General features: G+C 60.9%; 26 protein-coding genes. 12 read left to right on the top strand and 14 right to left on the bottom strand.

The annotated features are described in order from the left end of the window. Positions 1-3 precede the first annotated feature (3 nt). Positions 4-786: a 3-hydroxybutyrate dehydrogenase gene (locus tag ACSQ2Z_RS17780; RefSeq protein WP_436082416.1), complete on the top strand. Its 783-nt coding sequence runs from the start codon at positions 4-6 to the stop codon at positions 784-786. A 285-nt stretch (positions 787-1071) separates the two neighbouring features. Then, positions 1072-1947, top strand: coding sequence for a dienelactone hydrolase family protein (locus tag ACSQ2Z_RS17775; RefSeq protein ID WP_436082415.1), 876 nt, complete (start codon positions 1072-1074; stop codon positions 1945-1947). 284 nt (positions 1948-2231) lie between these two features. Here ACSQ2Z_RS17775 and ACSQ2Z_RS17770 read toward each other — a convergent pair whose 3' ends face one another. After that, positions 2232-3182, bottom strand: coding sequence for a LysR substrate-binding domain-containing protein (locus ACSQ2Z_RS17770; protein ID WP_436082414.1), 951 nt, complete (start codon positions 3180-3182; stop codon positions 2232-2234). A 323-nt stretch (positions 3183-3505) separates the two neighbouring features. Between ACSQ2Z_RS17770 and ACSQ2Z_RS17765 the strand changes: the two genes are divergently transcribed. Beyond that, complete coding sequence (locus ACSQ2Z_RS17765; RefSeq protein WP_436082413.1) at positions 3506-3799, top strand: DUF1127 domain-containing protein; 294 nt, start codon at positions 3506-3508, stop codon at positions 3797-3799. 245 nt (positions 3800-4044) lie between these two features. On the opposite strand, the gene ACSQ2Z_RS17760 is transcribed toward ACSQ2Z_RS17765, so the two are convergent. Further along, positions 4045-4875 carry a DUF937 domain-containing protein gene (locus ACSQ2Z_RS17760; RefSeq protein WP_436082412.1) on the bottom strand — a complete coding sequence of 277 codons (831 nt, stop codon included), beginning with the start codon at positions 4873-4875 and terminating at the stop codon, positions 4045-4047. A 187-nt stretch (positions 4876-5062) separates the two neighbouring features. Between ACSQ2Z_RS17760 and ACSQ2Z_RS17755 the strand changes: the two genes are divergently transcribed. Further along, on the top strand, positions 5063-5494 hold the full coding sequence (locus ACSQ2Z_RS17755; protein ID WP_436082411.1) for a GNAT family N-acetyltransferase: 432 nt from the start codon (positions 5063-5065) through the stop codon (positions 5492-5494). A 1-nt stretch (position 5495) separates the two neighbouring features. Here the strand turns inward: ACSQ2Z_RS17755 and ACSQ2Z_RS17750 are convergent, their stop codons facing one another. The 5 genes from ACSQ2Z_RS17750 to ACSQ2Z_RS17730 form a co-directional block, all read right to left on the bottom strand. Then, positions 5496-6869, bottom strand: coding sequence for a glutamate--cysteine ligase (locus tag ACSQ2Z_RS17750; RefSeq protein ID WP_436082410.1), 1374 nt, complete (start codon positions 6867-6869; stop codon positions 5496-5498). Positions 6870-7015: 146 nt separating this feature from the next. Then, positions 7016-7753 carry a 16S rRNA (uracil(1498)-N(3))-methyltransferase gene (locus ACSQ2Z_RS17745; protein ID WP_436082409.1) on the bottom strand — a complete coding sequence of 246 codons (738 nt, stop codon included), beginning with the start codon at positions 7751-7753 and terminating at the stop codon, positions 7016-7018. 9 nt (positions 7754-7762) lie between these two features. Continuing rightward, positions 7763-9268, bottom strand: coding sequence for an inorganic phosphate transporter (locus tag ACSQ2Z_RS17740; protein WP_436082408.1), 1506 nt, complete (start codon positions 9266-9268; stop codon positions 7763-7765). A 91-nt stretch (positions 9269-9359) separates the two neighbouring features. After that, positions 9360-9866, bottom strand: coding sequence for an NUDIX hydrolase (locus ACSQ2Z_RS17735; protein WP_436082407.1), 507 nt, complete (start codon positions 9864-9866; stop codon positions 9360-9362). Between the two features lie 293 nt (positions 9867-10159). Then, the gene (locus ACSQ2Z_RS17730) at positions 10160-10957 is read right to left on the bottom strand and encodes a FadR/GntR family transcriptional regulator (RefSeq protein ID WP_436082406.1); all 798 of its coding nucleotides are present in this window, start codon (positions 10955-10957) and stop codon (positions 10160-10162) included. Between the two features lie 178 nt (positions 10958-11135). Between ACSQ2Z_RS17730 and ACSQ2Z_RS17725 the strand changes: the two genes are divergently transcribed. Next, positions 11136-12419, top strand: a complete 1284-nt coding sequence (locus ACSQ2Z_RS17725) for a DUF3422 family protein (protein WP_436082405.1) — start codon at positions 11136-11138, stop codon at positions 12417-12419. 40 nt (positions 12420-12459) lie between these two features. Then, complete coding sequence (locus ACSQ2Z_RS17720; protein ID WP_436082404.1) at positions 12460-13890, top strand: DUF6880 family protein; 1431 nt, start codon at positions 12460-12462, stop codon at positions 13888-13890. On the opposite strand, the gene ACSQ2Z_RS17715 is transcribed toward ACSQ2Z_RS17720, so the two are convergent. Beyond that, complete coding sequence (locus ACSQ2Z_RS17715; protein ID WP_436082403.1) at positions 13875-14771, bottom strand: LysR family transcriptional regulator; 897 nt, start codon at positions 14769-14771, stop codon at positions 13875-13877. The two genes, ACSQ2Z_RS17720 and ACSQ2Z_RS17715, sit on opposite strands and share 16 nt — an antisense overlap. 115 nt (positions 14772-14886) lie before the next feature. On the opposite strand from ACSQ2Z_RS17715, the gene ACSQ2Z_RS17710 reads away from it, so the two are divergent. The 3 genes from ACSQ2Z_RS17710 to glcF all read left to right on the top strand — a co-directional run bounded on the left by ACSQ2Z_RS17710 (position 14887) and on the right by glcF (position 19023). After that, positions 14887-16326 (top strand): FAD-binding oxidoreductase, encoded by a 1440-nt coding sequence (locus ACSQ2Z_RS17710; protein WP_436082402.1) that lies wholly within the window; start codon positions 14887-14889, stop codon positions 16324-16326. Next, positions 16323-17528, top strand: a complete 1206-nt coding sequence (gene glcE, locus ACSQ2Z_RS17705) for a glycolate oxidase subunit GlcE (RefSeq protein ID WP_436082401.1) — start codon at positions 16323-16325, stop codon at positions 17526-17528. Before ACSQ2Z_RS17710 ends, glcE begins: the two co-directional genes overlap by 4 nt. A gap of 187 nt (positions 17529-17715) precedes the next feature. Beyond that, the gene (gene glcF / locus ACSQ2Z_RS17700; RefSeq protein WP_436082400.1) at positions 17716-19023 is read left to right on the top strand and encodes a glycolate oxidase subunit GlcF; all 1308 of its coding nucleotides are present in this window, start codon (positions 17716-17718) and stop codon (positions 19021-19023) included. Between the two features lie 43 nt (positions 19024-19066). On the opposite strand, the gene ACSQ2Z_RS17695 is transcribed toward glcF, so the two are convergent. Beyond that, entirely contained in the window at positions 19067-19753 is a 687-nt protein-coding gene (locus ACSQ2Z_RS17695) for a L,D-transpeptidase (protein ID WP_436082399.1), read from the bottom strand. A 167-nt stretch (positions 19754-19920) separates the two neighbouring features. Next, positions 19921-20685, bottom strand: coding sequence for a L,D-transpeptidase (locus tag ACSQ2Z_RS17690; RefSeq protein WP_436082398.1), 765 nt, complete (start codon positions 20683-20685; stop codon positions 19921-19923). A 251-nt stretch (positions 20686-20936) separates the two neighbouring features. On the opposite strand from ACSQ2Z_RS17690, the gene ACSQ2Z_RS17685 reads away from it, so the two are divergent. After that, positions 20937-21566 (top strand): DNA-3-methyladenine glycosylase I, encoded by a 630-nt coding sequence (locus tag ACSQ2Z_RS17685; RefSeq protein WP_436082397.1) that lies wholly within the window; start codon positions 20937-20939, stop codon positions 21564-21566. Positions 21567-21602: 36 nt separating this feature from the next. Here ACSQ2Z_RS17685 and ACSQ2Z_RS17680 read toward each other — a convergent pair whose 3' ends face one another. From ACSQ2Z_RS17680 to ACSQ2Z_RS17665, 4 genes are all read right to left on the bottom strand, one after another. Then, the gene (locus ACSQ2Z_RS17680) at positions 21603-21797 is read right to left on the bottom strand and encodes a hypothetical protein (RefSeq protein WP_436082396.1); all 195 of its coding nucleotides are present in this window, start codon (positions 21795-21797) and stop codon (positions 21603-21605) included. Between the two features lie 126 nt (positions 21798-21923). Then, a complete protein-coding gene (gene copM, locus ACSQ2Z_RS17675) occupies positions 21924-22301 on the bottom strand; it encodes a CopM family metallochaperone (RefSeq protein ID WP_436082395.1) in 378 nt (125 codons plus the stop codon). 52 nt (positions 22302-22353) lie between these two features. Then, positions 22354-22725 carry a hypothetical protein gene (locus ACSQ2Z_RS17670; protein WP_436082394.1) on the bottom strand — a complete coding sequence of 124 codons (372 nt, stop codon included), beginning with the start codon at positions 22723-22725 and terminating at the stop codon, positions 22354-22356. Positions 22726-22791: 66 nt separating this feature from the next. After that, positions 22792-23208 (bottom strand): hypothetical protein, encoded by a 417-nt coding sequence (locus ACSQ2Z_RS17665; protein ID WP_436082393.1) that lies wholly within the window; start codon positions 23206-23208, stop codon positions 22792-22794. A gap of 280 nt (positions 23209-23488) precedes the next feature. Here ACSQ2Z_RS17665 and ACSQ2Z_RS17660 point away from each other — a divergent pair, with 280 nt between their 5' ends. Then, positions 23489-24118 (top strand): helix-turn-helix domain-containing protein, encoded by a 630-nt coding sequence (locus ACSQ2Z_RS17660; protein ID WP_436082392.1) that lies wholly within the window; start codon positions 23489-23491, stop codon positions 24116-24118. Positions 24119-24288: 170 nt separating this feature from the next. After that, positions 24289-25878: a histidine--tRNA ligase gene (hisS, locus tag ACSQ2Z_RS17655; RefSeq protein WP_436082391.1), complete on the top strand. Its 1590-nt coding sequence runs from the start codon at positions 24289-24291 to the stop codon at positions 25876-25878. Positions 25879-25924 lie beyond the last annotated feature (46 nt).

The raw sequence follows: 25924 nt of genomic DNA, 5'->3' as shown, positions 1-25924 counted from the left end.
TCCATGAAACTCAAGGACAAGGTCTGCATCGTTACCGGCTCTGCCAGTGGTATCGGCCTGGCAATTGCCAAGAAATACGTCTCCGAAGGCGCCAGGGTCGTCATCGCCGACCTCAAGCTCGAGGCGGCGGAAGCGACGGCCAAAGATCTGACGGCGGCGGGGCCAGGCGAGGCGATCGGCCTTGCCATGGATGTCACCAGCGAGGAAGCCGTCAATTCAGGCGTCGCTGCCACCATCGAAAAATGGGGCAGGGTGGATGTCCTCGTCTCCAATGCCGGCATCCAGATCGTCAACAAGATAGAGGACTACGCGTTTTCCGACTGGAAGAAGATGCTGGCCATCCATCTCGACGGCGCCTTTCTGACCACCAAGGCCTGCATCCCGCATATGAAGGCGCAGAAGGGCGGCGCGATCATCTATATGGGTTCGGTGCATTCGCACGAGGCCTCGCCGCTGAAATCGGCCTATGTCACCGCCAAGCACGGCCTGCTCGGCCTTGCCCGCGTTGTCGCGAAGGAGGGCGGACCGGACGGGGTGCGCGCCAACGTCATCTGCCCAGGCTTCGTCAAGACGCCGCTCGTTGAGAAGCAGATCCCCGAGCAGTCCAAGGCGCTCGGCATCTCCGAGGAAGAAGTCGTCAAGAAGATGATGCTCGGCGGCACGGTCGACACGCAGTTCACCACGGTTGATGACGTCGCGGAGGTGGCGCTGCTGTTTGCCGGTTTCGAGACCAATGCGCTGACCGGCCAGTCGCTCGTCGTCAGCCACGGCTGGTACATGCAGTAAGACCGGAGGCCGGAAGCGCGGAGCCTGCCGCGGTTCCGATTTGTCGCGGTTCTTGGTACATCTTGAAGATGCATTTTTCGCATCTTTCTCGCAGTTCTGACTTTAATCAATGTCGCGCCGCTCATTCCGATCCACGGTCGCCTGCCACTGCAGATGCGTTTTGCGAACAGTTGGCTGTGGGCTGCCGCCGTCAATCACTTTCGCGTCAATCCACTCCCCATGACCTTGACCCTTGAACCGATGACACAGTTCTCTTGTCATCGGTTCAAGCATCAGGAGGAAGTCATGGATAAGCCCGCCATTACCCAGGCGATGATCAATGCTTACGACGACTACACCCATCTCTCTCTCGACAGACGATCCTTCATGCGGAAGTTGACGGCGCTGACCGGATCGGCGGCAAGTGCGGCGGCCATCGCGCCCTTGCTTGCGGCCAACAGCGCGCAGGCGGAAATCGTGCCCGAAGCGGACCCGCGACTGAAGGGCGAGGACATCACCTATCCCGGCGCTGCCGGCGACATGAAGGGCTATCTGGTGCGCCCGGCCGATGCTGCAGGCAAACTGCCCGCCGTCATCGTCATTCACGAGAACCGCGGTCTCAATCCGCATATCCGCGACGTCGCCCGCCGCGTCGCGCTGGAGGGTTTCGTGGCTCTAGCACCGGATCTTCTGTCACCAGCGGGTGGCACGCCGGCCGATGAGGACAAGGCGCGCGAAATGATCAGCGCACTGGATGAAAAGCAGACGGTAGACAATGCGGTGGCGACCGTGGCCTTCCTTGAAGGCAATGACGCAACGACCGGCAAGGTTGGCGCGGTCGGCTTCTGCTGGGGCGGCGGTTTGGTCAACAACCTGGCGGTCGCCTCGCCTGATCTTAAAGCAGGCGTCGTCTATTATGGCGCCCAGCCACCGGCCGAAGATGTGCCGAAGATCAAGGCGGCGCTGCTCCTGCACTATGCCGGCTTGGACGAGCGCATCAATGCCGGCATCGAGGCCTATAAGAAGGCACTGACCGGCAATGACAAGGATTTCAGCATCCATGTTTATGAGGGCGTCAACCATGCCTTCAACAACGATACCTCTGCTGCCCGCTATGACAAGAAGGCGGCCGATCTTGCCTGGCGCCGGACCGTGGAGTTCCTGAAGGCAAAGCTGGCTTAAGAACTGGCCAGCGGTGGCGCGGCAGGAGATGACCTTCGCCAAGGCCTTTGGTTGCTCCCGAGAGGTGTAACTGACCCAAAAATGGTCATCCTCTCCATCTTTGGCGGCTCGCCAGATTGGAGTATAGGATTCCAGTCGGCTCGTTGGGGACGGCTAAATGACCAAATCATATTGCATCAGTTTTAACGGCTAATTTTATGGCCGGAAATTATATTGGGGAATACAAAAAGGCCGCGCTTCGAAGGGAAGCACGGCCTTTTTGTTTACTGTAGCGCATGTGTGGCTTACCAGCCCGGCAGCATATGGCTTTGCCGCAGTCGCGGGTAGCGCGGGAAGTTCTTGATATCGCCGTCGAGGTCGTCAGTCGCGGTCGTCGGCGTGATGTTGTCGAGACAGGCCGTGATGTGATTGGTGATGGCATTCGACAGCGACGGCGACAGGCCGGGCCGCTTCATGATGCCGATCTGCACCGGAGCCAGCGCGGGGAACCCGTCGGCCTGGGTCAGCACCTTCATGCCGGTGCGCAGCGCCGATTCCGGCAGCACTGAAACGGCCATGCCGGCGAGAACCGCAGCGGCGACGACGGTCGACGACCAACTGGTGAACAGGATCTGGTATTCCTTGCCGGTCGCGTCGAGCGCCGCGCAGGCGGCCTGCCGCCACTGACAATCGCGCTTGCCGACGGCGAGCGGCACGGGTGCGTTCTCCGGCAGCGGGTGGTTGATCGAGCATACCCAGCAGAGCGGCTCGGTCCGTACCACATCCGAGGCGCGTGCACGCGGGTTGTGCGTGACGAGCGCAATGTCGAGATCGCCCTTCGCCATCTTCTCGGCAAGGTCCACCGAAGGCTCGCAGACGATAAAGAGCTCGACGTTCGGATGGGTCTTGGCGAAGCGGACGATGATCTCTGGCATATAGCGGTCGGCGTAGTCGTCGGGCGTGCCGATCCGCAGCGTGCCTTCGAGCCGATTGTCGTCGAAGGAGGCGATCGCCTCGTTGTTGAGACGGATCATCCGCCGCGCGAAGTTCAGGAGCCGGTCACCCTCCGTCGTCAGCCGGTTGCCACGGCCGTCCTTTGCAAAGAGCTGCTTGCCAATCCGTTCCTCCAGCCGGCGCATCTGCATCGAGACGGCTGACTGGGTCTTGAATACCCGGTCGGCCGCTTTGGTGAAGCTGCCGGTATCGGCGATGGCAACGAAAGTCTGAAGCTGGTCGATATCGAGCGGTGCGGACATGGTCCAAGTCCCCAAAAGGTTACCCATAAAATTGTTTGATGAATATCATTAGAAACATTCGTTGGACTGATCAATACGGATTTGCGAATTTGGTCCTGCAAAACACACCAATCATCGCTCCGGTCCGCATTTGGCGCGCCGGATCGTCATCAAGTCTCGACCCTCCTCCGCGCCGACCTCCCTGCGGCGGGACGGGTCGCCTTGCATAATTCCTTAAATCGGGAACGATTTAAGGAAAAATTATGCAAAATTTTTAATCGCAGCGACCTTGGCACGTCTGAAAGACGTGCCGCGCTGTCGTGCCTGAAAAAAGGAGTAGTCTCATGCGCACGACCGACCACACCCTCGATCTCACCCTTACCGGGAAGCTGTCCGCGACGTCCCGCCAGACGGGGCTGACGGGCGTGCTGAAATCGGTTTGGCGCCTGCTGCGAAACCGAAAAGCGATCGGCAGCTTGCACGACCTCGATGATCATCAATTGCTGGATATCGGGCTTTGCCGTGAAGAAGTACGCGAGGCGCTGACCTCGTCGTTTTTCGATGATCCGGGCCGTCACTTGACCCGGGCGTCGCGCAACCGGACGGACACGTTCTACAGGAGTGTGCGCCTCGATTGACGTACGCTTTTGCTGTGCAGGTTCTTGAGCAACCGGTCCAGGAATTTCGCAGCAACTGAGAGTTCTGTTGCGCACCAGTTGAAAGACGTTCCGCGCAACAGGGACGCGCAGCCGCCTCTGCGCGTTACCGTTCCCCGCAGGGTTAGAGCCAATATGCCCTGCTGCTTGCCCGGTGTACGGTCTCGAGGATCGGCACCGGGCTTTTTTGTTCATTGAGCAAAAGGGCGATGCCTCCCGGGAACTGATCAGGCAGTCGTATTCTTCCGATACGTCTCGAAAAGACTGTCGATGCTCTTCTGATATTCCTTCTGCGCTTCGATGCCGCTGTCGAACATCGTGTTGAGCATCTCGGTAAAGGGCGCCGTCGGGTCCTTTTCCACCGGCTTCGGTTCGGGCTCCTTCGCTGCCGCACCGCCGCTCATCATGTCCTGGAAAGCCTTGATGAAGGGGTTTGCGGCAAACATGTCGGGTGCGGCCTGCGGCTTTTCCTCGGGCTTGCTCATGCCGAAAAAGCCCTGCATGGCTTGCGTGAAGGGGTTGTCGAACGGATTTGGCGCCGGTTGCGGTTTCTTGATAAATCCGGAGGCTTCCAACCAAGGCTTCATCATGGCTTCCATCGGCGTGTTGGCGAAGGGGTTCTGCATGCCGCTCATCTGCCCGGAGGCCTGCTTGACCAGGCCGCCCATGATCGCGCTCGCCATTACCGGCAACATCTGCTTGTAGATTTCCTGGCCGACGCCGGTCATCTGGGCCGCTTGCACGGAGACCGCCTGCAACATTTCCTTGGAGCCGAAAAGCTGGTCGAGAACACTGTTGCCGTCAGCCATGCCCTGCGGCGTGAAGGCCTTGCTCATGTCCTCGAAATACTGCGCATAGTTGCCGCTCGACATGGCGGTCAGGAAAGCGCCGAAATCATAAGGGTTTGCGGCATTGCGTTTGAGCGCGGTGGAGAAGGCCGGCATCAGCGCGGCAGTCGCCTTGGCCATCTGTTCCTGGGCAAGGCCGAATTGCTTGGCCATCACGTCCATGGCATTGCCATTCTGCGCCTGCATCATCATGTCAAAAAGCGGGATCATGTCCGGTCCTCTCCTGCAGACAGCATAACGCATGTCGTTGCACTATAACGGGAAAAGGCCGCGTGGAAACGCTTTTTATTGGCCGGGACAAAAGGGGGAGAGGCGCCCCGGTGTGAAGACCTATTGCCACTTCCCAAGCTGTCGATGGGCGCTTATGCTGATTGCTGTTTTGAAATCGGAAATACGCATGAAAACGCCCATCATCGATATCATTGCCGAAAATCCTGACCCGGAGCACCGCGCAGCAATCGTTGCGCCACTGGCCGCCTATAACGAGGCGAGCAAGGGTGCGGTCGAGGACAAGGCTGATTTCGCGATCCTGATCCGTGAACCGGACACCGGCAAGGTCGTCGGCGGGCTCTACGGCATCGACGGTTACGGCTGGGCCTTCGTGAAATATCTCGCAGTACCGGAGGAGTACCGTGGCCAGGGCCTTGGTTCGCGCCTGATAGAGGAAGCGGAAGCTATTGCCCGCGCCCGCGACTATCTCGGTGTCTGGCTGGATACCTTCGAATTTCAGGCCAGGCCCTTTTACGAAAAGCTTGGCTACAAGGTGTTCGGCGAGCTCGAAGGCGGGTCGAATGCCATTCCAAGATATTTTCTGAAAAAGCGCTTCTAGCCTAATACTGGTACTCAGTGAAAACCGGATCGACGGACCCGTTCCAGCGGCCGTTGTAAAGCGACAGCAGGTCTTCGGCGAGTGTCGCCTTCTTTGCCAGCACTTCGTCCAGCGGCGCAAGGAAGATGCTTTCGTCGACCTCATCGCCGTTCAGCCGGTTGCGGTTCTTCAGGCCAAGACGCGAAATCGACAGGACCTCGCGGGCAATGTCGAACAGCGGCGTGCCCCGGTGCTTGGCTGCAAGTGCCTGTGCCGGCACGGCGTCGCGCATGGCGATCGTGTCCTCGTAGGTCCAGGAGCGGGTCAGGTCCTCGGCGGCGTCAAGCGCTGCATCGTCGTAGAGCAGGCCAACCCAGAAGGCCGGCAGCGCACAGATCCGGCGCCACGGGCCGCCGTCGGCGCCGCGCATTTCGAGGAAGCGTTTCAGCCGTACATCGGGGAACAGCGTCGAAAGATGGTTGGTCCAGTCGCCCATATTGGGCTCCCAGTCGGCAAGTTCGCGCTTCAGAGCGCCGGTCATGAACTGGCGGAAGGTGACGTGCGTACAGTCATGGTAGTGGCCGTCGCGCACGACAAAATACATCGGCACGTCGAGTGCCCATTCGACATAGTCTTCGAAGCCGAAATCCGCGTTGAAGGCGACTGGCAACACGCCGGCGCGCTGGTTGTCCGTGTCGCGCCAGATACTGCCGCGCCAGGAGAGCAGCCCGTTCGGCTTGCCGTCGGTAAAGGGCGAGCTTGCAAACAGGGCCGTCGACAGCGGCTGTAGCTTCAGCGACACCTGCATCTTGCGGCGCATGTCTTCTTCCGAAGAGAAATCGAGGTTCACCTGGATCGTGCAGGTGCGGTACATCATGTCGAGCCCCTGGCTGCCGACCTTCGGCATGTAGCGGCTCATGATGTCGTAGCGGGATTTCGGCATGCGCGGTGTTTCGGCGAACGTCCATTTCGGCGAACCGCCGATGCCGAGGAAACGGATGCCGAGCGGCTCGGCGACTTCGCGCAGCACGGCCAAGTGCTGGTTGGATTCCTTGCAGGTCTGGTGCAGGTTTTCGAGTGGGGCGCCCGAAAGCTCGAACTGGCCGCCGGGCTCGAGCGAGATCGCGCCCTGGCCGGATTGCTCGGCAAGGCCGATGATATTGCCGGCGTCGATGATCGGCTCCCAGCCGCTTTTTTCCGCCATCCCGTTCAGGAGCGCCGAGATGCTGGCCTCGCCGAAATAGGGGACAGGGCTGTTGTCCGCTCTGAAGAAGGCAAACTTCTCATGCTCCGTCCCGATGCGGAACCGCTCCTTCGGCTTGTTGCCCTGAGCCAGGTATTCGGTGAGGTCTGCGACGGAGGTAACCGGCGTCTGGTCGGTGGTATCTCTGGCCATGGGCGTCTTCTTTTGAACAGGCGGAACCTGCCGGGCGGCAGATGTCAGGAGGGTGATTGAACCGGATTGAGGTGGCGTGCAAGTGAAATTGTTTCAAGGCCGGTTCAAATTTTCAACACCTTATCGGCACTGAAATGACACAGCCGCTACCGCCAATCGCCGATCGTTGCCTGGATCACCGCCATGGCAGCGACGGCGGCAGTATCGGCTCGGAGGATGCGCGGTCCGAGCGGGATGGCGGTGACGAAATCGCGACTGCGCAGCAAGGTGCGCTCCGCATCGGAGAAGCCACCCTCGGGACCGATCAGCAGGGCCAGCTTGCGCTCTTTCACGCCGGCAAGAACCGGCAACGGATTTTGTCCCGCTTCGCCCTCGTCGCAGAAGATGATGCGCCGGTCCTCGGGCCAGGTTCCCAGAACGTCGTCCAGCCGGCGCGGCTCCGCCACCTGCGGAATGCCGAGAACGCCGCATTGCTCGGAGGCCTCGATGACATTGGCCCGGACCCGGTCCATGCTGGTGATCTTGCCCTGCACATGCTGCGTCATCACCGGCTGCAACAGCCCGGCGCCCATTTCGACGGCCTTTTGCACGAGATAGTCGAGCCTGCCGACCTTCAGCGGCGCGAACAGGTAGTGAAGGTCACAGGGAGCGGGCTGCGGCCGCGTCTGCTCGGTCGCGGTCAAGTGCAGGCGCTTCTTGCTCGGAAAGGAAAGCTCCGCCCGCCATTCGCCATCGTGGCCATTGAAGACGAGAACGGCGTCGCCCTCTTGGAAACGCAACACGTTGACGAGGTAGTTGAACTGTTCCTTGCCGGTTTCGTAAACGGCGCCGGCGGAAAGTGGCGTGTCGATGAAGAGCCGCTGCATACGGAAATTGGCGCGCATTCAAAGTCCTCAGATAAACAGCGCCGAAAAGACGGAATAGACGGCAGCCGAAAGCAGTGCTGAAACCGGAACGGTAATAACCCATGCGGCGACGATCGTCATGAAATGCGATCGTCTCACCAACCGGCGCCGGTTCGATTCCTCCGGGCTGTGTGCGACGCGTCGTTCGAACTCCGCCTGCCCGCTCTTCTGGCGAACATATTCAAGGCGTCGCACGGAGTTGCGGGTATACCATTCACGGAAAAAGCCAATGCCGAACACCGCCCCGACCGCCGTATGCGTGGTCGAGACCGGCAGGCCGAGCGAGGTTGCCAGAATGACGGTGATCGCCGTTGCCAGCGCGACGCAATAGGCGCGCATCGGATTGAGCTTGGTAATCTCCTCACCGACGACGCGGATCAGTTTCGGCCCGAACAGAAGCAGGCCGCAGGAAATACCGGATGCGCCGATCAGCATGACCCAGAGGGGGACATGCGTTGTCTTCAGGATCGCCAAACCATTGACGTTTGCCACGATCGCCGAAAGTGGACCTACCGCGTTCGAAACGTCATTGGCGCCATGGGCGAAGGACAACAGCGCTGCCGAGAGGATCAGCGGCATCCGGAACAGCTTGCGCAGCGACTGGTTGCGGTTATCGAGCCCCTGGGCCTGGCGGACGATCCATGGCCTGGCCGCGACGATGGTGAGGACGAACACGACCAAGCCCGTCAGGATGCCGTTGACCACCGAGACGTCGACGATTTTTTCCAGCCCGATCACCGCCAGATAAGCGGCAAAGGCCCCCGTCATCGTGGCGATCAGGATGGGGGTCCAGAAGATCGCCGCATCAATCTTGTCTTCACGGTAGATGATAAACGTCTTGACGAAGGCAAGAAGCAGCGCTGCGATGCCGCCGCCGAGGATAGGGGAAACCATCCAGCTTGCCGTTATTCCTGCAAGCGATACCCAATGCACGGCAGCAAAGCCTGCAGCCGCGACACCGGATCCGAGGATGCTGCCGACGATCGAGTGGGTGGTCGAAATCGGTGCGCCGGACCATGTGGCGATGTTGATCCAGACCGCAGCCGAGACCAGCGCCGCCATCATCACCCAGACGAAGGACGGGCCTGTCGGTATCTGGGCTGCATCGACGATGCCGGCCTCGATGGTCGCGACGACGCGGCCTCCAGCGAACACAGCGCCGGCGACCTCGAAGATGGCGGCGATGACAAGCGCCGTCGTCATGGTGATTGCCCGCGATCCCACTGCTGCGCCGACATTGTTGGTGACGTCGTTGGCGCCGATATTCATCGCCATGTAGCCGGCGACCGCGGCTGCGGCTATGATGATCAGGTAACCCGGCTGCTCGGACACATAGGCAGCGGCAAAAATCATGCTGACGATAAGGAAGAGAATGCCAAGGCCAACGCCCGCCCATGGCTTCAGGACATGCTGCGTGGCCTGTTCAGTAAGCGTTACCTTGTCCAGATATTCGTCGAGCGTCGATTTTTCGAGGCGCGGGCGCGGCTTTGCCACCGTCTGTTCTCCAGTTCATGCATCGAGGCGCTAAAAGGCGCAGCGGGATCAGACGTAGCTTGCGTCAAGCTATCCATGTGATGTCGGGAGCTTATCGTGCCACGGCCTGCGGGGCCGGGTTCATGGTGGCAAGCAGACGCTGTTCGAAGCTCAGAATGATATCCTTGAGCATCGGCTCGACGACGCGATTGGCGCCTTCTGCGAAGCTTACCCATTCCATCGTCCGCGTGCCCTTTTCCGGGAAGTTCTTCAGCATGTCCAGAACCACCAGCGGATAAACCTGGACCATGCACTCGATTTTCAGGCCGTGATCCATGGCCTTGTCGTACATGTAGAAGCCGATGCGTTCTGCCCCGGCTTCGCCCTTGACGCCAGCTTCCTCATAGGCTTCGCGTGCGGCGGCTTCATGACACATCTTGCCTTCCATCGGCCATCCTTTGGGAATGACCCAGCGGCCGGTGTCGCGGCTGGTGATAAGCAGCATTTCAGGCACCGCGCTCTTCTTCTTGAATCGATAGCACAGTGCGGCACATTGCATTCTCACCGGACGGCGGAACATCAGGCGGACGTCTGCGGCTATGCGATTCAGAATGTTCAACGTCGGGGCATCCTTTCAAAACAAGAGAATCAATCTATCTGCAATATCGCTTGATTATGCTCGCATTATGCGGCCTGTAAACGCACAGATTTTATCAAACACATATAGTATTTCGCGGCGCCCAGAAGAAGAGGGCGGAGGCGCGGAAGACGGCAATTTAGTAGGATTGGACTGTAAAAAAAATGTGCCGTTCGCGCCGCTTTAGAACTTGTTTGCGGCATGGCGCCATGCGCACCGAAATTTGTTCAGCGGCCGGACGGATCGGGGTCACGGCTGGTAAGATGTCTCCGGGTTTAGGCGCCTGTTGTCTGGCCGCCCCGCTGTTGCAGCCTCAGTTGCGAAATGCGGGCCCATTCTCCCGTCCGTTCTGCCTCTCGGGTTGCGGTGATGATGAAATCGATATGGGCCTGCGCCGCCTCCCGCGCGGCCTGCGCATCACCAGCCATGATGGCCTGGTAGATGGCTTCATGCTGGGCGAGCAGCTTGTCACCCGCGCCGGGCGCGGCAAACAGCATCTCGCGGCTGAAGAAGATACCGCCGCTCAAGAGCCGGTAGCAGGCCCGCAGCGTATGCAGCAGGATGATATTGTGCGCACATTCGCCGATGGCGCTGTGCAGTTCGACATCGGTCTTCAGCCCGCCTTCCGCCGAACCTGCGAGATGCGCGGCGCGCATCTCTTCCATGATGCGCGTCAACATTTCCTTGTCGAAGCGGGTGGCACGCCGGGCGGCAAACTCGGCCGTCATGCCCTCCAGTTCGCGGCGATATTCGAGATAGTCCTGTGTCGCCTTCTGGTGCCGCGCGATCAGTTCGATCACCGGCTTGGAAAAGATCTGGCCGATGACATCGGCCACGAAGGTGCCGCCGCCGTGATGGCTGATCAGCAATCCACGTGCTTCCAGTTCCTTCAGCGCCTCGCGTAAAATGGGCCGGGAAACGTCGAACCGGCGCGACAACTCCCTTTCGCTTGGCAGCCGCTCGTTGTCGCGCAACACGCCTTCGAGGATCAGGAGCTCGATCTGCTGGATGATTTCGGCGGATGTCCGGCTGTGAGGGATGCGGGCATAGGCATCAAGGGTGTCGTCAGTCACGGCGGGCTTTCTCCTTGGCGCCAATCTAGTCATCTGCGCCAAAGTGGTCAATTTCTTTAGCCACTTTGTGAAATGCTGTTGGCAAACAAAGTTGTAACTGCGTCAAAGCGTCCTTTCCCTTTTGCTCAGCCTGTTGATAAGAGGGTTCTGATTGACGCGTGAGAGGGGAAAACGCCTCATGGGCAAGGGTAGTTTTGCATTTCCGTCGGCACCGGCCCGCGCGCAGGCGCTGGGCGAGATCCATTCGCGTCCCTATGCGCTGGTCACATCGCCTCGCGTCATCTTCCAGCTCGCCTTCATGACGGACGGCGGCTCTGCCGTCGATCATGCCGTCCTGTCCGAACTGTCGCGCGCCCGCGGCGTCTCGCCGCCGAGTCGCGAAGCCAACCATCATGCCGTGTCCTGGGGGCAGGGCACGCTACGCTGGGAGCGGCATACCGAATTCTCGACCTATTTCTGGGACGGCGTCATTCCCGACCGTTTCGGCGGCGAGGTGACCACCCATCCTTTCGGCGATGGTTTTTCCCCACCGGGAAACCTGATTTCCGGCATCCGCCTCGAAATCCGGCCGGATACCGAAGAGACCCGCGCGGCAATGAGCGCGTTTGATCCCACCAGCCTGTGTTACAGCGACGTCAAAAATGGCCAGGCGGTGGTGCTCACCGATTTCCGCCAGAATGGTGACGGCCTGACGCAGATCCTCGTTATCGACCGGGGCATGACGGAGGCGGGAACGGGCGCGCTGGTGCAGCGGCTGCTTGACATCGAGACTTACCGGACGCTCGCCATGCTCGGCCTGCCTTTGGCACAATCGCTGTCGCCGGATATCCGCCGCATCGAGGACGGCCTGACCGGCGTCACCCAGAAGATGCGCGGCAGCGTCCGCGAAAAGGCCGATGAGATGCTCGCCGAGATCACGCTGCTCGCGGCCGAACTGGAGGCGGGCGCAGCCCTCAGCCTGTACCGGTTCGGCGCCAGCCGTGCCTATTACGGCATCGTCCAGGAGCGTATCCGCTCGCTGACGGAAACCGGTGTACCGGGTTACGAAACCCTCGGCACCTTCCTCGAAAGGCGGCTGGCGCCAGCCATGCGCACCTGTCAGTCAGTCGAAGAACGTCAGGCCAACCTGTCGCGGAAATTGACGCGTGCCACCGCTCTGCTCAGAAGCTGGGTCGACGTTGAACTCGAACGGCAAAACGGCGTTTTGCTCAACTCCATGGATCGGCGCGCCAAGCTGCAACTGCGCCTGCAGCAGACCGTCGAAGGCCTGTCTGTCGCCGCCATTTCCTATTATGTCGTCGGACTGTTTGGCTACCTCGCTAAAGCCTTGGAAAGCGAGGGCCTGCCGGTGAAATCCAGCGTGCTCACCGGTCTCTTCGTCCCCGTCGCCGTGATCTCCATGTGGCTCGTCGTCCGCTCGATCCGCAAGCACCATGCAGACGAGGACCGTGAAAGCCTCTAAGTCTAAGCCATATTGAAAAAGATTCGGTCTGTTCGGAACCATGGCGAAAGCGGCAAAGAAGGCGAAACTGGACCGGGATGGGCTGACTGTGCTCGGCCTTGAAAGGCTCGTGCAGATCGCGCTGGATGAAGCGGCGCTCAATCCGTCCTTCAAGAAGCGGTTGAATGCGGCGCTGGCCGGCATCGGCGGTGCTGCGGGCGTCGCGAAATTGATCGACAACCGTTTGGCCATGCTGGAAAAAGCCCGCGCGCGCATCCGCTGGCAAAAGGAACGCGCCTTCGGCAACGATCTCGAAAGTATCTCGGCAAGCATCGTCAAGGAGTTCGGCGCAGTTGACCCCGGCATGGCGCTGGAGCGGTTGATCCGGTTCGTGCTCGGCTATGAGGGTATCGCCGAGCGCGTCAACGATTCCAGCGGCCGCATCGCCGGAATTTACGGCCAGGCCTGCGAAGCTGCCGGGCGATTGGCGCAGGCGGCATCTGCCGAGCAGCAGGCGCAGATCCCCATGCTGATTACGCCGGCCCTTGGTGGGATGGACTATCACGGCTTCAAGACGCTGCTTGCGGTGCGGATTGCCGCCGTGCTGTCGCCGGACGTGCTGAAATCATGGGACGAAACGCTTGCCGCGACCATGGAGATACCGGCCGGAACGGCCTTTCTGCCGGCTTTCGTTTACGTGCGCCGCGCCATTGCCGATGCGCGCGGTGATCTCGACAGCTATGTGGCGATCGAGGAAGCCCTGCCGGAACCGCTGCGCGAACCGACTGTCATTGCCGAACGGCTCTTTACCGCTGGCCGCCATGCGGAAGCGTTGATCTGGGTTCGCAAGCACCGCAAATCCCGAATTGGCTTTGCCCGCCGCGCCGATATCCTCAGCGGCGATCTGAAGCCGCTCCCGGACAGGGAACGCCTTGAGGCCGCCATTCTCGATGGTCTGAAGGATCGTCCGGCTTCACAAGCACTGCGCTGGCAGGCCTTCGAACAGCGGCTCGATGTCGAGATGCTGCGCGAATACATCGCCAAGGCCGGTGACTTCGAGGAATTCGAGGCTCTCGACAAGGCCTTCGCCTTCGTTGAACGCCATAGCAATCCCCATGCGGCGCTGCGGTTCTATCTGGCATGGCCAAGGCTCGATCTTGCTGCGCGCTATGTCGTCGCAAGAGCCGACATTTGGGAGGGGGAGTTCTATGAATTTCTGCTGCCTGCCGCCAGGGCTTTCGAAGAGGATCATCCGGCTGCGGCAACCGTTCTCTACAGGGCTCTGCTCGACCGCATCATCGAGCGAGGCCTGTCTCAGGCCTATGGGTACGGCGCAGACTATCTTGCAACGCTCTTCACGCTTGCCGCGCGTCCCGGTGGCAATGACGGATTGATATCACATGATGCCTATGTTGCCGCCTTGCGGAAGGAGCACGGCCGCAAATACGGTTTCTGGGAGTTCGTCCCGCCGGAAATTTACCGCTCCCAATAGGGCTGCGGCCCGTAGAGCCCGGCCAGATAGTCGATGAACAGCCGGACCTTGGCCGGCAGGAACTGGCGGCTGGGGTAGAGGGCGGAGACGAAGAGATTGCTTGAACCTTCCCAGGCGGGCAGGACCTGCATCAGCCTCCCCGACTTCAAGTCACTACCGATATCCCAGGTCGAGCGCAGGGCGATGCCGGCGCCGGAGAGCACCGCTTCGCGCACGACTTCCGACGAATTGGTGATCAGCCGGCCCTGCGGCTTGTAGCTCAGCGATCCCTGCCGACTTTCCAGCTTCCATGTGTCGTGGTTGTGCTGGCGCAGGCAGACGTGGCGGCTGAGATCATCGACGGTTTCCGGTACGCCGTAGCGCTCGATATAGGTGGGCGAGGCGCAGAGGATGCGTCGTACCGGCACCAGTTTCCGTGCCACGAGGCTGGAATCGTCGAGTTCGCCGATGCGGATCGCCAGATCGAAACCTTCCGCGACGATGTCGGTGAAGTCGTCCGAGAGAACGATGTTGACGACAAGCTCGGTATGCTTCTCGATGAAGCGGGCCAGATGCGGCGCGACATGCATGCGACCGAAGGAGGTCGGCGCCGTGACACGGAGCGTACCCTGTGGCTGGGCCGAGCGGCCGGAGGCGAAGGCTTCGGCGTCCTCGACGCCGGCCAGAACGCCGAGCACGCGATCGTAAAAACCTTGTCCCGCTTCGGTGAGCGAAATCTGCCGCGTCGTCCGCTGCAGCAATCGCGTGCCAAGCCGGTCCTCCAGCCGCTTGATCCGCTTGGAAATGACTGCAGGCGAAAAACCGAGCGCTCGGCCGGCGGCCGACATGCTGCCCGTCGACACGACGCGGGTGAAGACCTCGAGATCGCCCAGATTTGTCATCAATCTTGACCATTGTTTCGAAAACGGAAAAACTGATTAACATTTGCTCCATTATGACGATAGTGGTAAAGAAAAAATACCAATTTTCGCGTGAAGTGCGGGTCGGAGGGACGAAATGCCGGAGACGATCGCCTTTCTGGAGCCAAAACAAAGCGTCCTTTCCCGCCGCGCAGCCATCGTCGAAGACCTCGCGGACCTCCTGCCTCCTGGCTGCCTGATCAGTGAGATACGCGAGCTGGTACCGTTCGAAACGGATGCTTTCATCGCCTATCGCCAGGTTCCGCTTGCTGTCGCCCTGCCGGAAACGACGGCTCAGGTGGCGGCCGTCCTGAAATATTGCAGCCGCTACGGCATTCCCGTCGTGCCGCGCGGTGCCGGCACGTCGCTGTCCGGCGGCGCGATCCCGCAGGCGGATGCAGTGGTGATCGGCCTGTCGAAGATGTCGCGTATTCTCGATATCGATTTTGCCAACCGCACCGCGACGGTTCAGGCAGGCGTCACCAACCTCAACATTTCCGAAGCGGTCTCGGCCGATGGCTTCTTCTATGCGCCGGATCCGAGCTCGCAGCTTGCCTGCACCATCGGCGGCAATATCGGCATGAATTCCGGCGGCGCCCATTGCCTGAAATACGGGGTGACGACCAACAACCTGCTCGGTGTCACGATGGTGCTGTTCGACGGCACGGTAATCGAACTCGGCGGCAAGGCGCTGGATGCGCCAGGCTATGACCTGCTCGGCCTCGTCTGTGGTTCGGAAGGCCAGCTGGGCATCGTGACGCAGGCGACAGTGCGGCTGATTGCCAAGCCGGAAGGCGCACGACCGGTTCTTTTCGGCTTCCCTTCCTCGGAAGAAGCCGGCTCCTGCGTCGCCGAAATCATCGGCTCCGGTATCATCCCGGTTGCCATAGAATTCATGGACAAGCCTGCCATCAGCATCTGCGAGGCCTTCGCGCATGCAGGCTATCCGATGGATGTCGAGGCGCTGCTGATCATCGAGGTCGAGGGCTCGGACGCGGAGATGGAGGCGATGCTTTCGAGCATCATCGAGATCGCCCGTCGCCACGGTGTCTCGACGATCAGGGAGAGCCAGTCGGCGACCGAGGCAGCGCTGATCTGGAAGGGCCGCAAGTCGGCTTTCGGCGCCACCGGCCGCATCGCCGATTATATCTGCATGGATGGAACGGTGCCGCTCGGTCAGCTCTCTTATGTGCTGAAGAAAACCAGCGAGATCATCGACGGCTACGGCCTGCGTGTGGCCAATGTCTTCCATGCCGGCGACGGCAACATGCATCCGCTCATCCTCTACAACATCAACGATCCGGCAGATGCCGCGCGCGCGGAAGCTGCGGGCAATGATATCCTCAAGTTGTGCGTCGATGCCGGCGGCTGCCTGACCGGCGAACATGGCGTCGGTATCGAAAAACGCGATCTGATGCTGCATCAGTTCAGCCGAGTCGACCTCGACCAGCAGATGGCCGCCCGCGCCGCCTTCGACCCGCAATGGATCATGAACCCGTCCAAGGTCTTTCCGCTCGAGGGGCGCCCTGCCGCATGATCCCGATATTCGAGCCGGAAACCGAAACAGAAGCGGCCGGTATCGTCGCCACCATCTCCCGCAATGACCTGACGCTGAAGATCGAGGGCGGCGCGACGCGTGCGGGCCTCGGCAATCCGGTGGCCGCTGACCGGGTCCTCTCGACGCGAAAACTCTCGGGGGTGGTTTCGTATAATCCGGCCGAAATGACCATGACGGCAATGGCCGGAACGCCGGTCGTCGAAATCGAGGCGGCGCTTCGTGAAAACCGTCAGATGCTCGCCTTCGAGCCGCTCGACTATCGCGGCGTCATGGCGACTGCCGGCGAGCCGACGATCGGCGGCGTCTTCGCCACCAACGCCTCCGGCCCCCGCCGCCTCGTGGCGGGCGCGGCGCGCGATCACCTGCTCGGCATCCGGTTCATCAATGGCGCCGGCGAGGTCATCAAGTCCGGCGGCAGGGTGATGAAGAACGTCACTGGCCTCGATCTCGTCAAGCTGCTCTGCGGTTCGCACGGCACTTTAGGGCTTCTGACGGAGGTCACGTTCAAGGTTCTGCCGCTGCCGCCGGCCTCGGCGACGATCGTCGTGTCCGGGCTGGATGATGGAGAAGCCGCAGCCGCCATGGCGAGGGCAATGGCCCTGCCGGTCGAGGTTTCGGGTGCTGCGCATTTGCCGGAAAGCGTGAAGGGCAGGTTTGTCGGCGGCGCCCTGCCGGACGGCGCGGCAACGATGCTCAGGCTCGAGGGGCTGGCCGCTTCCGTCACCGTCCGCCGCGAAAAGCTCGTTGCCGCCTTCGCGTCGATCGCCCCTGTAACCGTCCTCGATCATGACGCGACAACGTCCTTCTGGCGGGAGGTCCGCGATGTCAAACCCTATGCCGACGGCACACAAAAGCCGCTCTGGCGTGTTTCCGTCGCCCCCTCCGCCGGGCATCGACTGGTGGCTGCCCTCCGGCTGGAGGCAGGTGTCGATGCCTTCTACGACTGGCAAGGCGGTCTCGTCTGGTTGCGCATGGAAGCCGACGCCGAAGCCAATCTGCTGCGCCGTTACATCAGGGGTCTGGGCGGCGGACATGCGACGCTGGTGCGGGCTTCGGATGTCATCCGCGCCGTGACGCCGGCGTTCGAACCGGAAGCTTCGTCCGTTGCCGCGTTGTCGGCACGATTGAGGGAAAAGTTCGATCCGAAAGGGATTTTCAATCCGGGAAAGATGGGTATTTGAGTATGACGCGCGTTACCCCCCTCTGTCACTTCGTGACATCTCCCCCTCAAGGGGGGAGATCGTTCTTTTCCCACGCGGCGTTTGTAGGGGAGGGCCAAAGCATGCGGCCAATCTCCCCCCTTGAGGGGGAGATGTCCCAGAGGGGCAGAGGGGCGTATGCTTCCGCACCCACGGAGCCTCACGCCTGATGCAAACCAACTTCACCCCGGCCCAGCTCTCCGATCCGCATGTCGCAGAATCCGAATCGATCCTGCGCAAATGCGTGCATTGCGGCTTCTGCACCGCCACCTGTCCGACCTATGTGACGCTCGGCAACGAGCTCGACAGCCCGCGCGGGCGCATCTATCTCATCAAGGACATGCTGGAAAACGGCCGGCCGGCAGATGAAGAAGTGGTCACCCACATCGACCGCTGCCTCTCTTGCCTTGCGTGCATGACCACCTGTCCCTCCGGCGTGGACTATATGCATCTGGTCGATCACGCCCGCGTCCATATCGAAAACACCTACAAAAGGCCGCTGAAGGATCGGCTGGTGCGGGCCACGCTGGCGGCGGTGCTTCCCTATCCCCAACGCTTCCGTCTGGCGCTCAAGGCTGCCCGCCTCGGCAGACCCTTTGCGGGGTTGATGAAGGGGATGCCGTTCCTGAAGACGTTCGGCGTCATGCTCGATCTGGCACCACGTCTCCTTGCGCCACCGTCCAACGCAGCCCAACCGGGAACACGGGCCGCAGACGCAGAAAAGCGCGGCCGAGTCGCCATTCTCACCGGCTGCGCCCAACCGGTCCTGAGGCCGGAGATCAACGAGGCGACGATCCGGCTTCTGACGCGGCTCGGTGTCGAGGTCGTGGTGCCGGAAGGCGAGGGGTGTTGCGGGGCGCTCGTCCATCACATGGGCCGCGAGGAACAGGCGCTCGTCGCCGCTCGCCGCAATGTCGATGTCTGGATCAAGGCGGCCGACGAAGGCGGGCTGGACGCGATTATCATCACAGCCTCCGGCTGCGGCACGACGATCAAGGACTACGGCCATATGCTGCGTCTCGACCCGGCCTACGCGGAAAAGGCCGCCCGCGTGTCGGCGCTGGCAAAGGACATCACCGAATATCTGGCAAGTCTCGACCTGCCGCGGCAGGAGGCGAGAAACATGACGGTCGCCTACCACTCGGCCTGCTCGATGCAGCACGGCCAGAAGATCACCGTGGCGCCGAAGCTATTGTTAAGGAACGCCGGCTTTACCGTTCGCGATCCGGCGGAAGGGCATCTCTGTTGTGGTTCGGCCGGGACCTACAACATCCTGCAGCCGGAGATTTCGGCAACGCTGAAGGCGCGCAAGGTCAAGAACATCGAGGCGACCAAGGCAGATATCATCGCCACCGGCAATATCGGCTGCATCACCCAGATCGCCACCGGTACGAAGATGCCGATCCTGCACACGGTGGAACTGCTCGACTGGGCCTATGGCGGCGAAAAACCGGCTGCTGTTTCACCCTCCCCTTGAGGGGGAGGGGCGTTGTGCAGCGACGGGTGGGGGTGGCTGACCGTCAACCGCCGAAGATGGTGCGCAGGATATCCACGCCACGATCGTCATAGGAAACATCACCCTGCTTGTTGCCGGGACCGATGACGATGACCTTGGTGCCGACACCGGCACGTTCATAAAGGTGCTCGACATCCTTGTTCATCATGCGGATGCAGCCGGAAGACATGTTCTGGCCGATCGTCCAAGGCTGGTTGGTGCCATGGATGCGGAAACCGGAATCGCTCCTGCCCTTGTAGAGGTAAAGCGCCCGGGCGCCGAGCGGATTGTCGATGCCGCCTTCCTGAAAGGCCGGAAGGATGCGCCCCTTCTTGCGTTCGCGGATGATCATTTCCGGCGGCGGCGTCCACCCCGGCCACTCCGCCTTGCGCTGCACCTTGACGACGCCCGACCAGCCGAAGCCCTCGCGACCGACGCCGATGCCATAGCGGGTCGCCCTGTTCGGGCCCTCAATATAATAGAGATACTTGTTGTTGGTATCGACGATGATCGTGCCCGGCGCCTCGTCGGTACTCAGCCGCACCTTGGTGCGCCAGAATTGCTTTGCCGGTTTCTTCTCCATCGCCACCAGCGTGATATCCGGCGTGGACTTCACGGTTTCAGCCGGCATGAAAGCCGAAGCGCTCGACGCGCCAAATGTAACAGCGGCCGCAAAACCGATTGCGGCCAATGTCTTCAAGGCATATTTCATCTAAAAGATTCCCTCTCCAGCCCCAGGCTGCGAAACGCTATTCAATATTGCGTTTTACGCAAGTCTAACGGCTCTTGGATAGAGTAAATGTGACCGACAGGACTGTAACCCCGGGAACCCCTGTTGCTGAAAGGCCACGCTATGGCCCTTCAGCGGGCAGCGGTGGCTTAGATCACGAGGACCTTGGTGCCGATTTTCACGCGTTCATAGAGATCGACCACGTCCTCGTTGCGCATGCGGATGCAGCCGGACGAGACGGCAAAGCCGATCGTCCAGGGGGCGTTGGTGCCGTGGATGCGGTAGAGCGTCGAGCCGAGATACATGGCGCGCGCGCCGAGAGGGTTGGCCGGGCCACCTTCCATGCTGGCAGGCAGGTAATGCCCCTTGGTCGCCTCGCGGGCGATCATTTCGGATGGTGGTGTCCAGACAGGCCATTCGGACTTGCGAGTCACCTTGTGGACGCCAGCCCATTCGAAGCCCGGCTTGCCGACGCCGACGCCGTAACGCCGTGCTTGCCCATTGCCGGTAACGAGATAGAGGAAACGACTGTTGGTATCGATGACGATCGTGCCCGGTCTTTCCTGCGTTTCATAAGCGACCGTTTGCGGCAGGAACCGCGGATCGAGCTGGCGCTGGGCCGGCTTCTGTGCCCGCGTCATGGCGACGGGTTGCGCGACGGCAGTGCCGGAGCGCTTGACACGGCGCTGGAACAGATACTGTTTTCGGGTGGCGCGCTCGCCCTGAACGTCTATAGCGCGCTGCTGACGGTAGACGACCGGCTGCACGCTGCCGCCGAGTTGGGTCACCCAGGGGGCCGTAAGGTCCGGGCTGATGATGACCGGCGGGCGGTTCTGATAGCGGTCCTGCGCTTCCGCAAGGCTGGAAAATGCAACGAGCAGGGACGTCGCAAGGATCAGGGTTTTCTTCATCATCGGACGGTTACGCTACCTTTCGCCGGTACTGTCTCATAGCTTCGCCGTCCGCAGACTAGGCGAAGGGCGGGCTGGATATGAACGCCAAGAAGCTTGGCGGGATGGGACGATGGTGGCATCGGGGGACGACCGAATGGTAAATGCCGGTTCATTAAAAGGCATTCGGCGGGGTAAAGCTTTGGGTAGGGTTATTGCTCGCTTTAGGACTATGGTTGGCAAATGGTAAAGCCCGGAAAAACAGGGAGAATTGCGTGACGGCAAAGGGAATCATCACCGGCGGGGACGGTCGCGACCGTTGCGCCTGGCATGCCAATCTGGAGGATTATCAGCGTTATCATGACGAAGAGTGGGGCAGGCCGATGGCCGACGACATCCGGTTGTTCGAGAAGATCTGTCTCGAAGGGTTCCAGTCCGGCCTGTCCTGGCTGACCATCCTCAGAAAGCGTGAAGCCTTCCGCGCCTCCTTCGCCGGCTTCGATTTCGAAGTGGTCGCCACCTTCGGCGATGCCGATATCGAGCGCTGCCTTGCCGACCCCGGCATTGTCCGCCATCGGGGCAAGATCGTCTCGACGATCAACAATGCGAGGCGGGCGCAGGAATTGAAAGCCGAATTCGGCACGCTCGCCCGCTATTTCTGGAGCCACGAGCCAGGCACGAACGAGCGCCCGAAGGCCGCGACCTACGAAGCGATACACGCCAATCCGACGACGCCGACCTCGGTACTGATATCGAAGGATCTGAAAAAGCGCGGCTGGACCTTTGTCGGTCCGACGACGGTCTACGCCTTCATGCAGGCGATGGGACTGGTCAACGACCATATCGAGGGGTGTTATTGCCGAGCAAAGGTTGAGCAGTTGCGCGCGTCATTCGCGCGCCCATGAAATATTACCGGGCCCATGAAATAGCTGGGCATCGCGTCAGTACGTTGGCGCCGCTGGCCTGTTGTTCATGTAAAGAAGCACCGCACCGAAGATCACCAGGATAGCGCCGATCACCAGCCATTCCTTGTTATCGGACATAGGGCTGCCGGTAATGATATTGGACCCCTGCAACATCCAGATCCCGCCGAGCAATATGGCGAAGATGCCGGCGATATTCTTGAAGATCTTCATGACGTCCTCCCACGCACTGGTTGAAATTATGTGCCGGCGGCGGTTTTCGGTCAATGTGGGGTGAACAGGGCTGTCAAGAAGGCGCCGGAGACAAACTCCGGCGCCTCTTGTCATCTCGACGACGGATCAGCCGCCGTTCCTGGCAAGCCATACCTTCATCATCTTGATCTCCGCTTCCTGGGCGGAAATGATGTTTTCGGCGAGTTTGCGAAGGTCTTCGTCCTTGCCGTATTCGAGCTCGATCTTCGCCATGTCGATCGCGCCCTGATGATGGGCGATCATGCCGCGCACGAAGTCGGCATCGGCATTGCCGCTGAAGGCAATGTCCATCGCCGCATGCATCGTCGCATTGGCTTCGGCGAACGCCTGGCTGGAGGGGCCTGTATCGCCCTTGGGCTGCGCCATGCCTTGCATGGATCCGTGGTCCATCATCTCCTGCGCGGCGGCAGGGGCGGTGAAGGTTAGGGCCAGCATCGCGGCGGCCATGATTGGTCTCAGGGACATCCTGTCCTCTCTTTCGTTTCTGAAATTCGTGATGTGCGGAGACGGTCCGCGTTCAGGAAACCGAGGGGACTATCTTGGGAGGCGGGAACTGCGGCTCGGGGGCCGTCTCCTGCAGCGGCTTCTGCGGCAGCGGGCGAATGACCGCGTTGGCAACGCCGTCGCGGCCGAGGCTGGGCGTCTCGAGGACAACGGCGAAACAGGCAGCACAAAGCAGCGGATGCACCGTCTGCGGATGATGATCGCAGTTCGTCGTATCCGGCGCGCAGCGATCATGGCCAAAGGGCGAGGATGTGCCACGGCCCGCGGCTGCGCCTCTATGATGCATGGTCACCATGCCATCCAGATTCTGCACCCGGGCGAGCGAAGCCGTCCAGCCGCTGATCAGGGCACAGAAGAGGGCGGTGACGAGGATGACGGCGCGCATGGCCGTCAAGATAGGAGTGTGGCTGACCGAAGAAAAGACAGGCGGCGCGTTTTCCTGAAAAGATGTTCAGCCGTCTGCCGGTGCGAAGGCGAAGATGCCCTGCATGCGACCGCCGGCCGGGGAGGCGCCCACGGTCGAGGTCCCGACGCAGAACACCGGCAGGGCGCTGCCATCCTCTTCCTGCAGCATCGTGCAGAAGCAGAAGGAGGACGCCGCAGCGGTGGCCTCTTCGAGGATGTTGAGCACCGTCTTGTGATGGTCCTCATGATAGTTGCGGATGATATCCAGCAATCCGCAGAGCCTGTCGCCAAGACAGTGCCGCGTTTTGGTTGTCTCACCGACGGAAAATATGCCGGTCGAAAGGTCGCACTGCCATCTTTCGATAACGTAGTCCCGCCCCACCAGCGCCGCGACCCATTCTTCGTGGGCGCGGCTGTCGCCTGGCAGGATCGTGCCGAATCCCGGTTTCATCAACTGCAGCATGTCGTCTTCCGCTCCTTGCTCTCCCGCCGCACGGGCGGCTTTTGCAAAAACGAGACCGTTTTTGCCATCAAGGCGGTTGCGCCTATGAAATAGGGCTTTACCCGCCGGGAAAAAAGAATTGTTCTTGTGTTTCATCGTTCCGCTTCGGACTGCCGGAAACGCCTGTGGATTTGAAAATACTGCACAAAAACCGCAACTTAAATGCCATGGATTGATCATTTACTGACCTTTTGGTTTTGATTCTGTAAGCTACTCAATCCTGGATTTTGGAAAACACGGCATGTCGACGATTTTGGTGCAGGGTGAGTTGGTCAGGCAGCTTCGGGATTACCGGCTGAAGGCGGGCCTCAGCCAGGGCGATATCGCCTGGAAGCTCGGCTTTTCCCTGCCGACGGTTTCGCGCTGGGAGCGCGGCATCTCCACACCCGACCTGCGCGCCACTGGCGCGATCGTCGATTTCCTGCGCCGGGCCGATGTCTATGCAGGAAACGTGCTTTTGCGGTCGATCGTCAATGCGCGTGATAGCCGCAACCTCTGGGAAGGCGAGGATATCCGCTATCTCGCCGGCTCGCGGCAGGAGTTTGCTGAAACGCCGCTGATGCGGGAGATGGTCGGCAAGAGCATCCGTCGCTACATTATCGGGCTCTACCACGATTTCCTCGAAGACCGCGCCATCGTTTCGAGCCTCAAGGCGGGCGAGCTTGCCAGTATCGATTTCTACGGCGGGGCCTCAATGTCGGTGACGACCATTCCGGACGGCTTCGTGCAGTTCAAGCGGATGAGCTTCCAGTCAGAACTCAAAGGCGTCATCCGTGGCGATACCCATTCGATCCTCATCCCGCAGACCGAGGCGCCGATGGCCGAGGGCGCGGTGGTCCATAACTGGGATACGCTGTCGCGGCCGCTTTAAAGCAAATGTCGCCCCAGCCAAAGCGCGCCGGACGATGCGCTTGAAGCCGTTCGAAAGCGCGCAGAGACTTGCCGCCTTGGCCTTGATCGGATAGGGAAAGCGCCAATTCCCCTGACCGATCAAAATGACCGATCAACCATGACCGATCGACGCTGAAAGTGCGGACCTCCATGAACGACAAAAAGAATAAGCCCCAGAAGCTGAAAGCCCGCCTGCCGCGCGGCTTCGTCGATCGCTCCGCCGCCGATATCCGCGCCGTCGACGAGATGACGGGCAAGATCCGCGAAGTCTACGAGCGCTACGGCTTCGATCCGGTCGAGACGCCGCTGTTCGAATATACCGATGCGCTGGGAAAATTCCTGCCCGACGCCGACCGCCCGAATGAAGGCGTCTTTTCGCTGCAGGACGATGACGAGCAGTGGATGAGCCTGCGCTACGACCTGACCGCGCCGCTCGCCCGCCATGTCGCGGAAAATTTCAACGAGATCCAGCTGCCCTACCGCACCTACCGCGCCGGCTACGTCTTCCGCAACGAGAAGCCCGGCCCCGGCCGATTCCGCCAGTTCATGCAGTTCGACGCCGACACGGTCGGCGCCGCCGGCGTCCAGGCCGATGCCGAAATGTGCATGATGATGGCCGACACGATGGAAGCGCTCGGCATCAAGCGCGGCGATTATGTGATCCGGGTGAACAACCGCAAGGTGCTTGATGGTGTGCTGGAGGCGATCGGGCTTGGCGGCGATGAGAATGCCAATGCGCGGTTGGCGGTTCTGCGCGCGATTGACAAGCTCGACAAGTTTGGTCCCGACGGCGTCAAGCTGCTGCTCGGCCCAGGCCGCAAGGATGAATCCGGTGACTTCACCAAGGGGGCCGGACTCGATCAGAACCAAATACAGGCGGTCATTCAGTATCTTAGCTGGAAGTCTCTGCAATATGCTCCAGTGGCTGGTTTTGAAAAGTCCCGCCTTGAAACTAATATGACCTCGTCCAACGAAGAGGTCGTGAATGGGTTTGCCGAAGCTTTTCGAAGTTCCAGCACGCGTCTTGCGGAAGGAATTGAGGAGCTTCGCACTATTGCAAAGTTGACCGATGCTGCCGGATACGGCCGCAATCAAATCCAAATCGACCCCTCAGTCGTCCGCGGCCTCGAATACTACACCGGCCCCGTCTTCGAAGCCGAACTCCAGTTCGCCGTCACCAACGAAAAAGGCGAAAAGGTCGTCTTCGGCTCCGTCGGCGGCGGCGGCCGTTACGATGGCCTCGTCTCGCGCTTCATGGGGCAGCCGGTGCCGGCGACCGGTTTCTCGATCGGCGTCTCGCGCCTGATGACGGCGCTGAAGAACCTTGGCAAGCTCGGAATGGAGGAGGTGATCGCGCCGGTCGTCGTCTGCGTCATGGACCGCGATACCGAAAGCCTCGGCAAGTACCAGCAGTTCACGCAGGCATTGCGCCACGCCGGGATCCGCGCCGAAATGTACCAGGGCAACAAGAAGAATTTTGGCGACCAGCTGAAATATGCCGACCGCCGCGGCTCGCCGCTCGCCATCATCCAGGGCGGCGACGAGCGCTCGCAGGGTGTCGTCCAGATCAAGGACCTGATCGAGGGCAAGCGCCTGTCCGGCGAGATCGAGGACAACGTCGCGTGGCGCGAAGCCCGTGTCGCGCAGGTCTCGGTGCCGGAAGGCGACCTTGTCGCCAAGGTCCGCGAGATGCTGGCGGCGCAGGCCGAGGACCGGTCGCGGAACGGCAAGGACGCTTGAGCGTGCGGAGGGTTTACCCCCCTCTGTCAGCGTTGCTGACATCTCC

Origin of the sequence: Pararhizobium sp. LjRoot235, from assembly GCF_964254145.1 — a bacterium.
Taxonomy (GTDB): domain Bacteria; phylum Pseudomonadota; class Alphaproteobacteria; order Rhizobiales; family Rhizobiaceae; genus Pararhizobium.
This window is presented reverse-complemented; position numbering and strand designations above follow the sequence as displayed.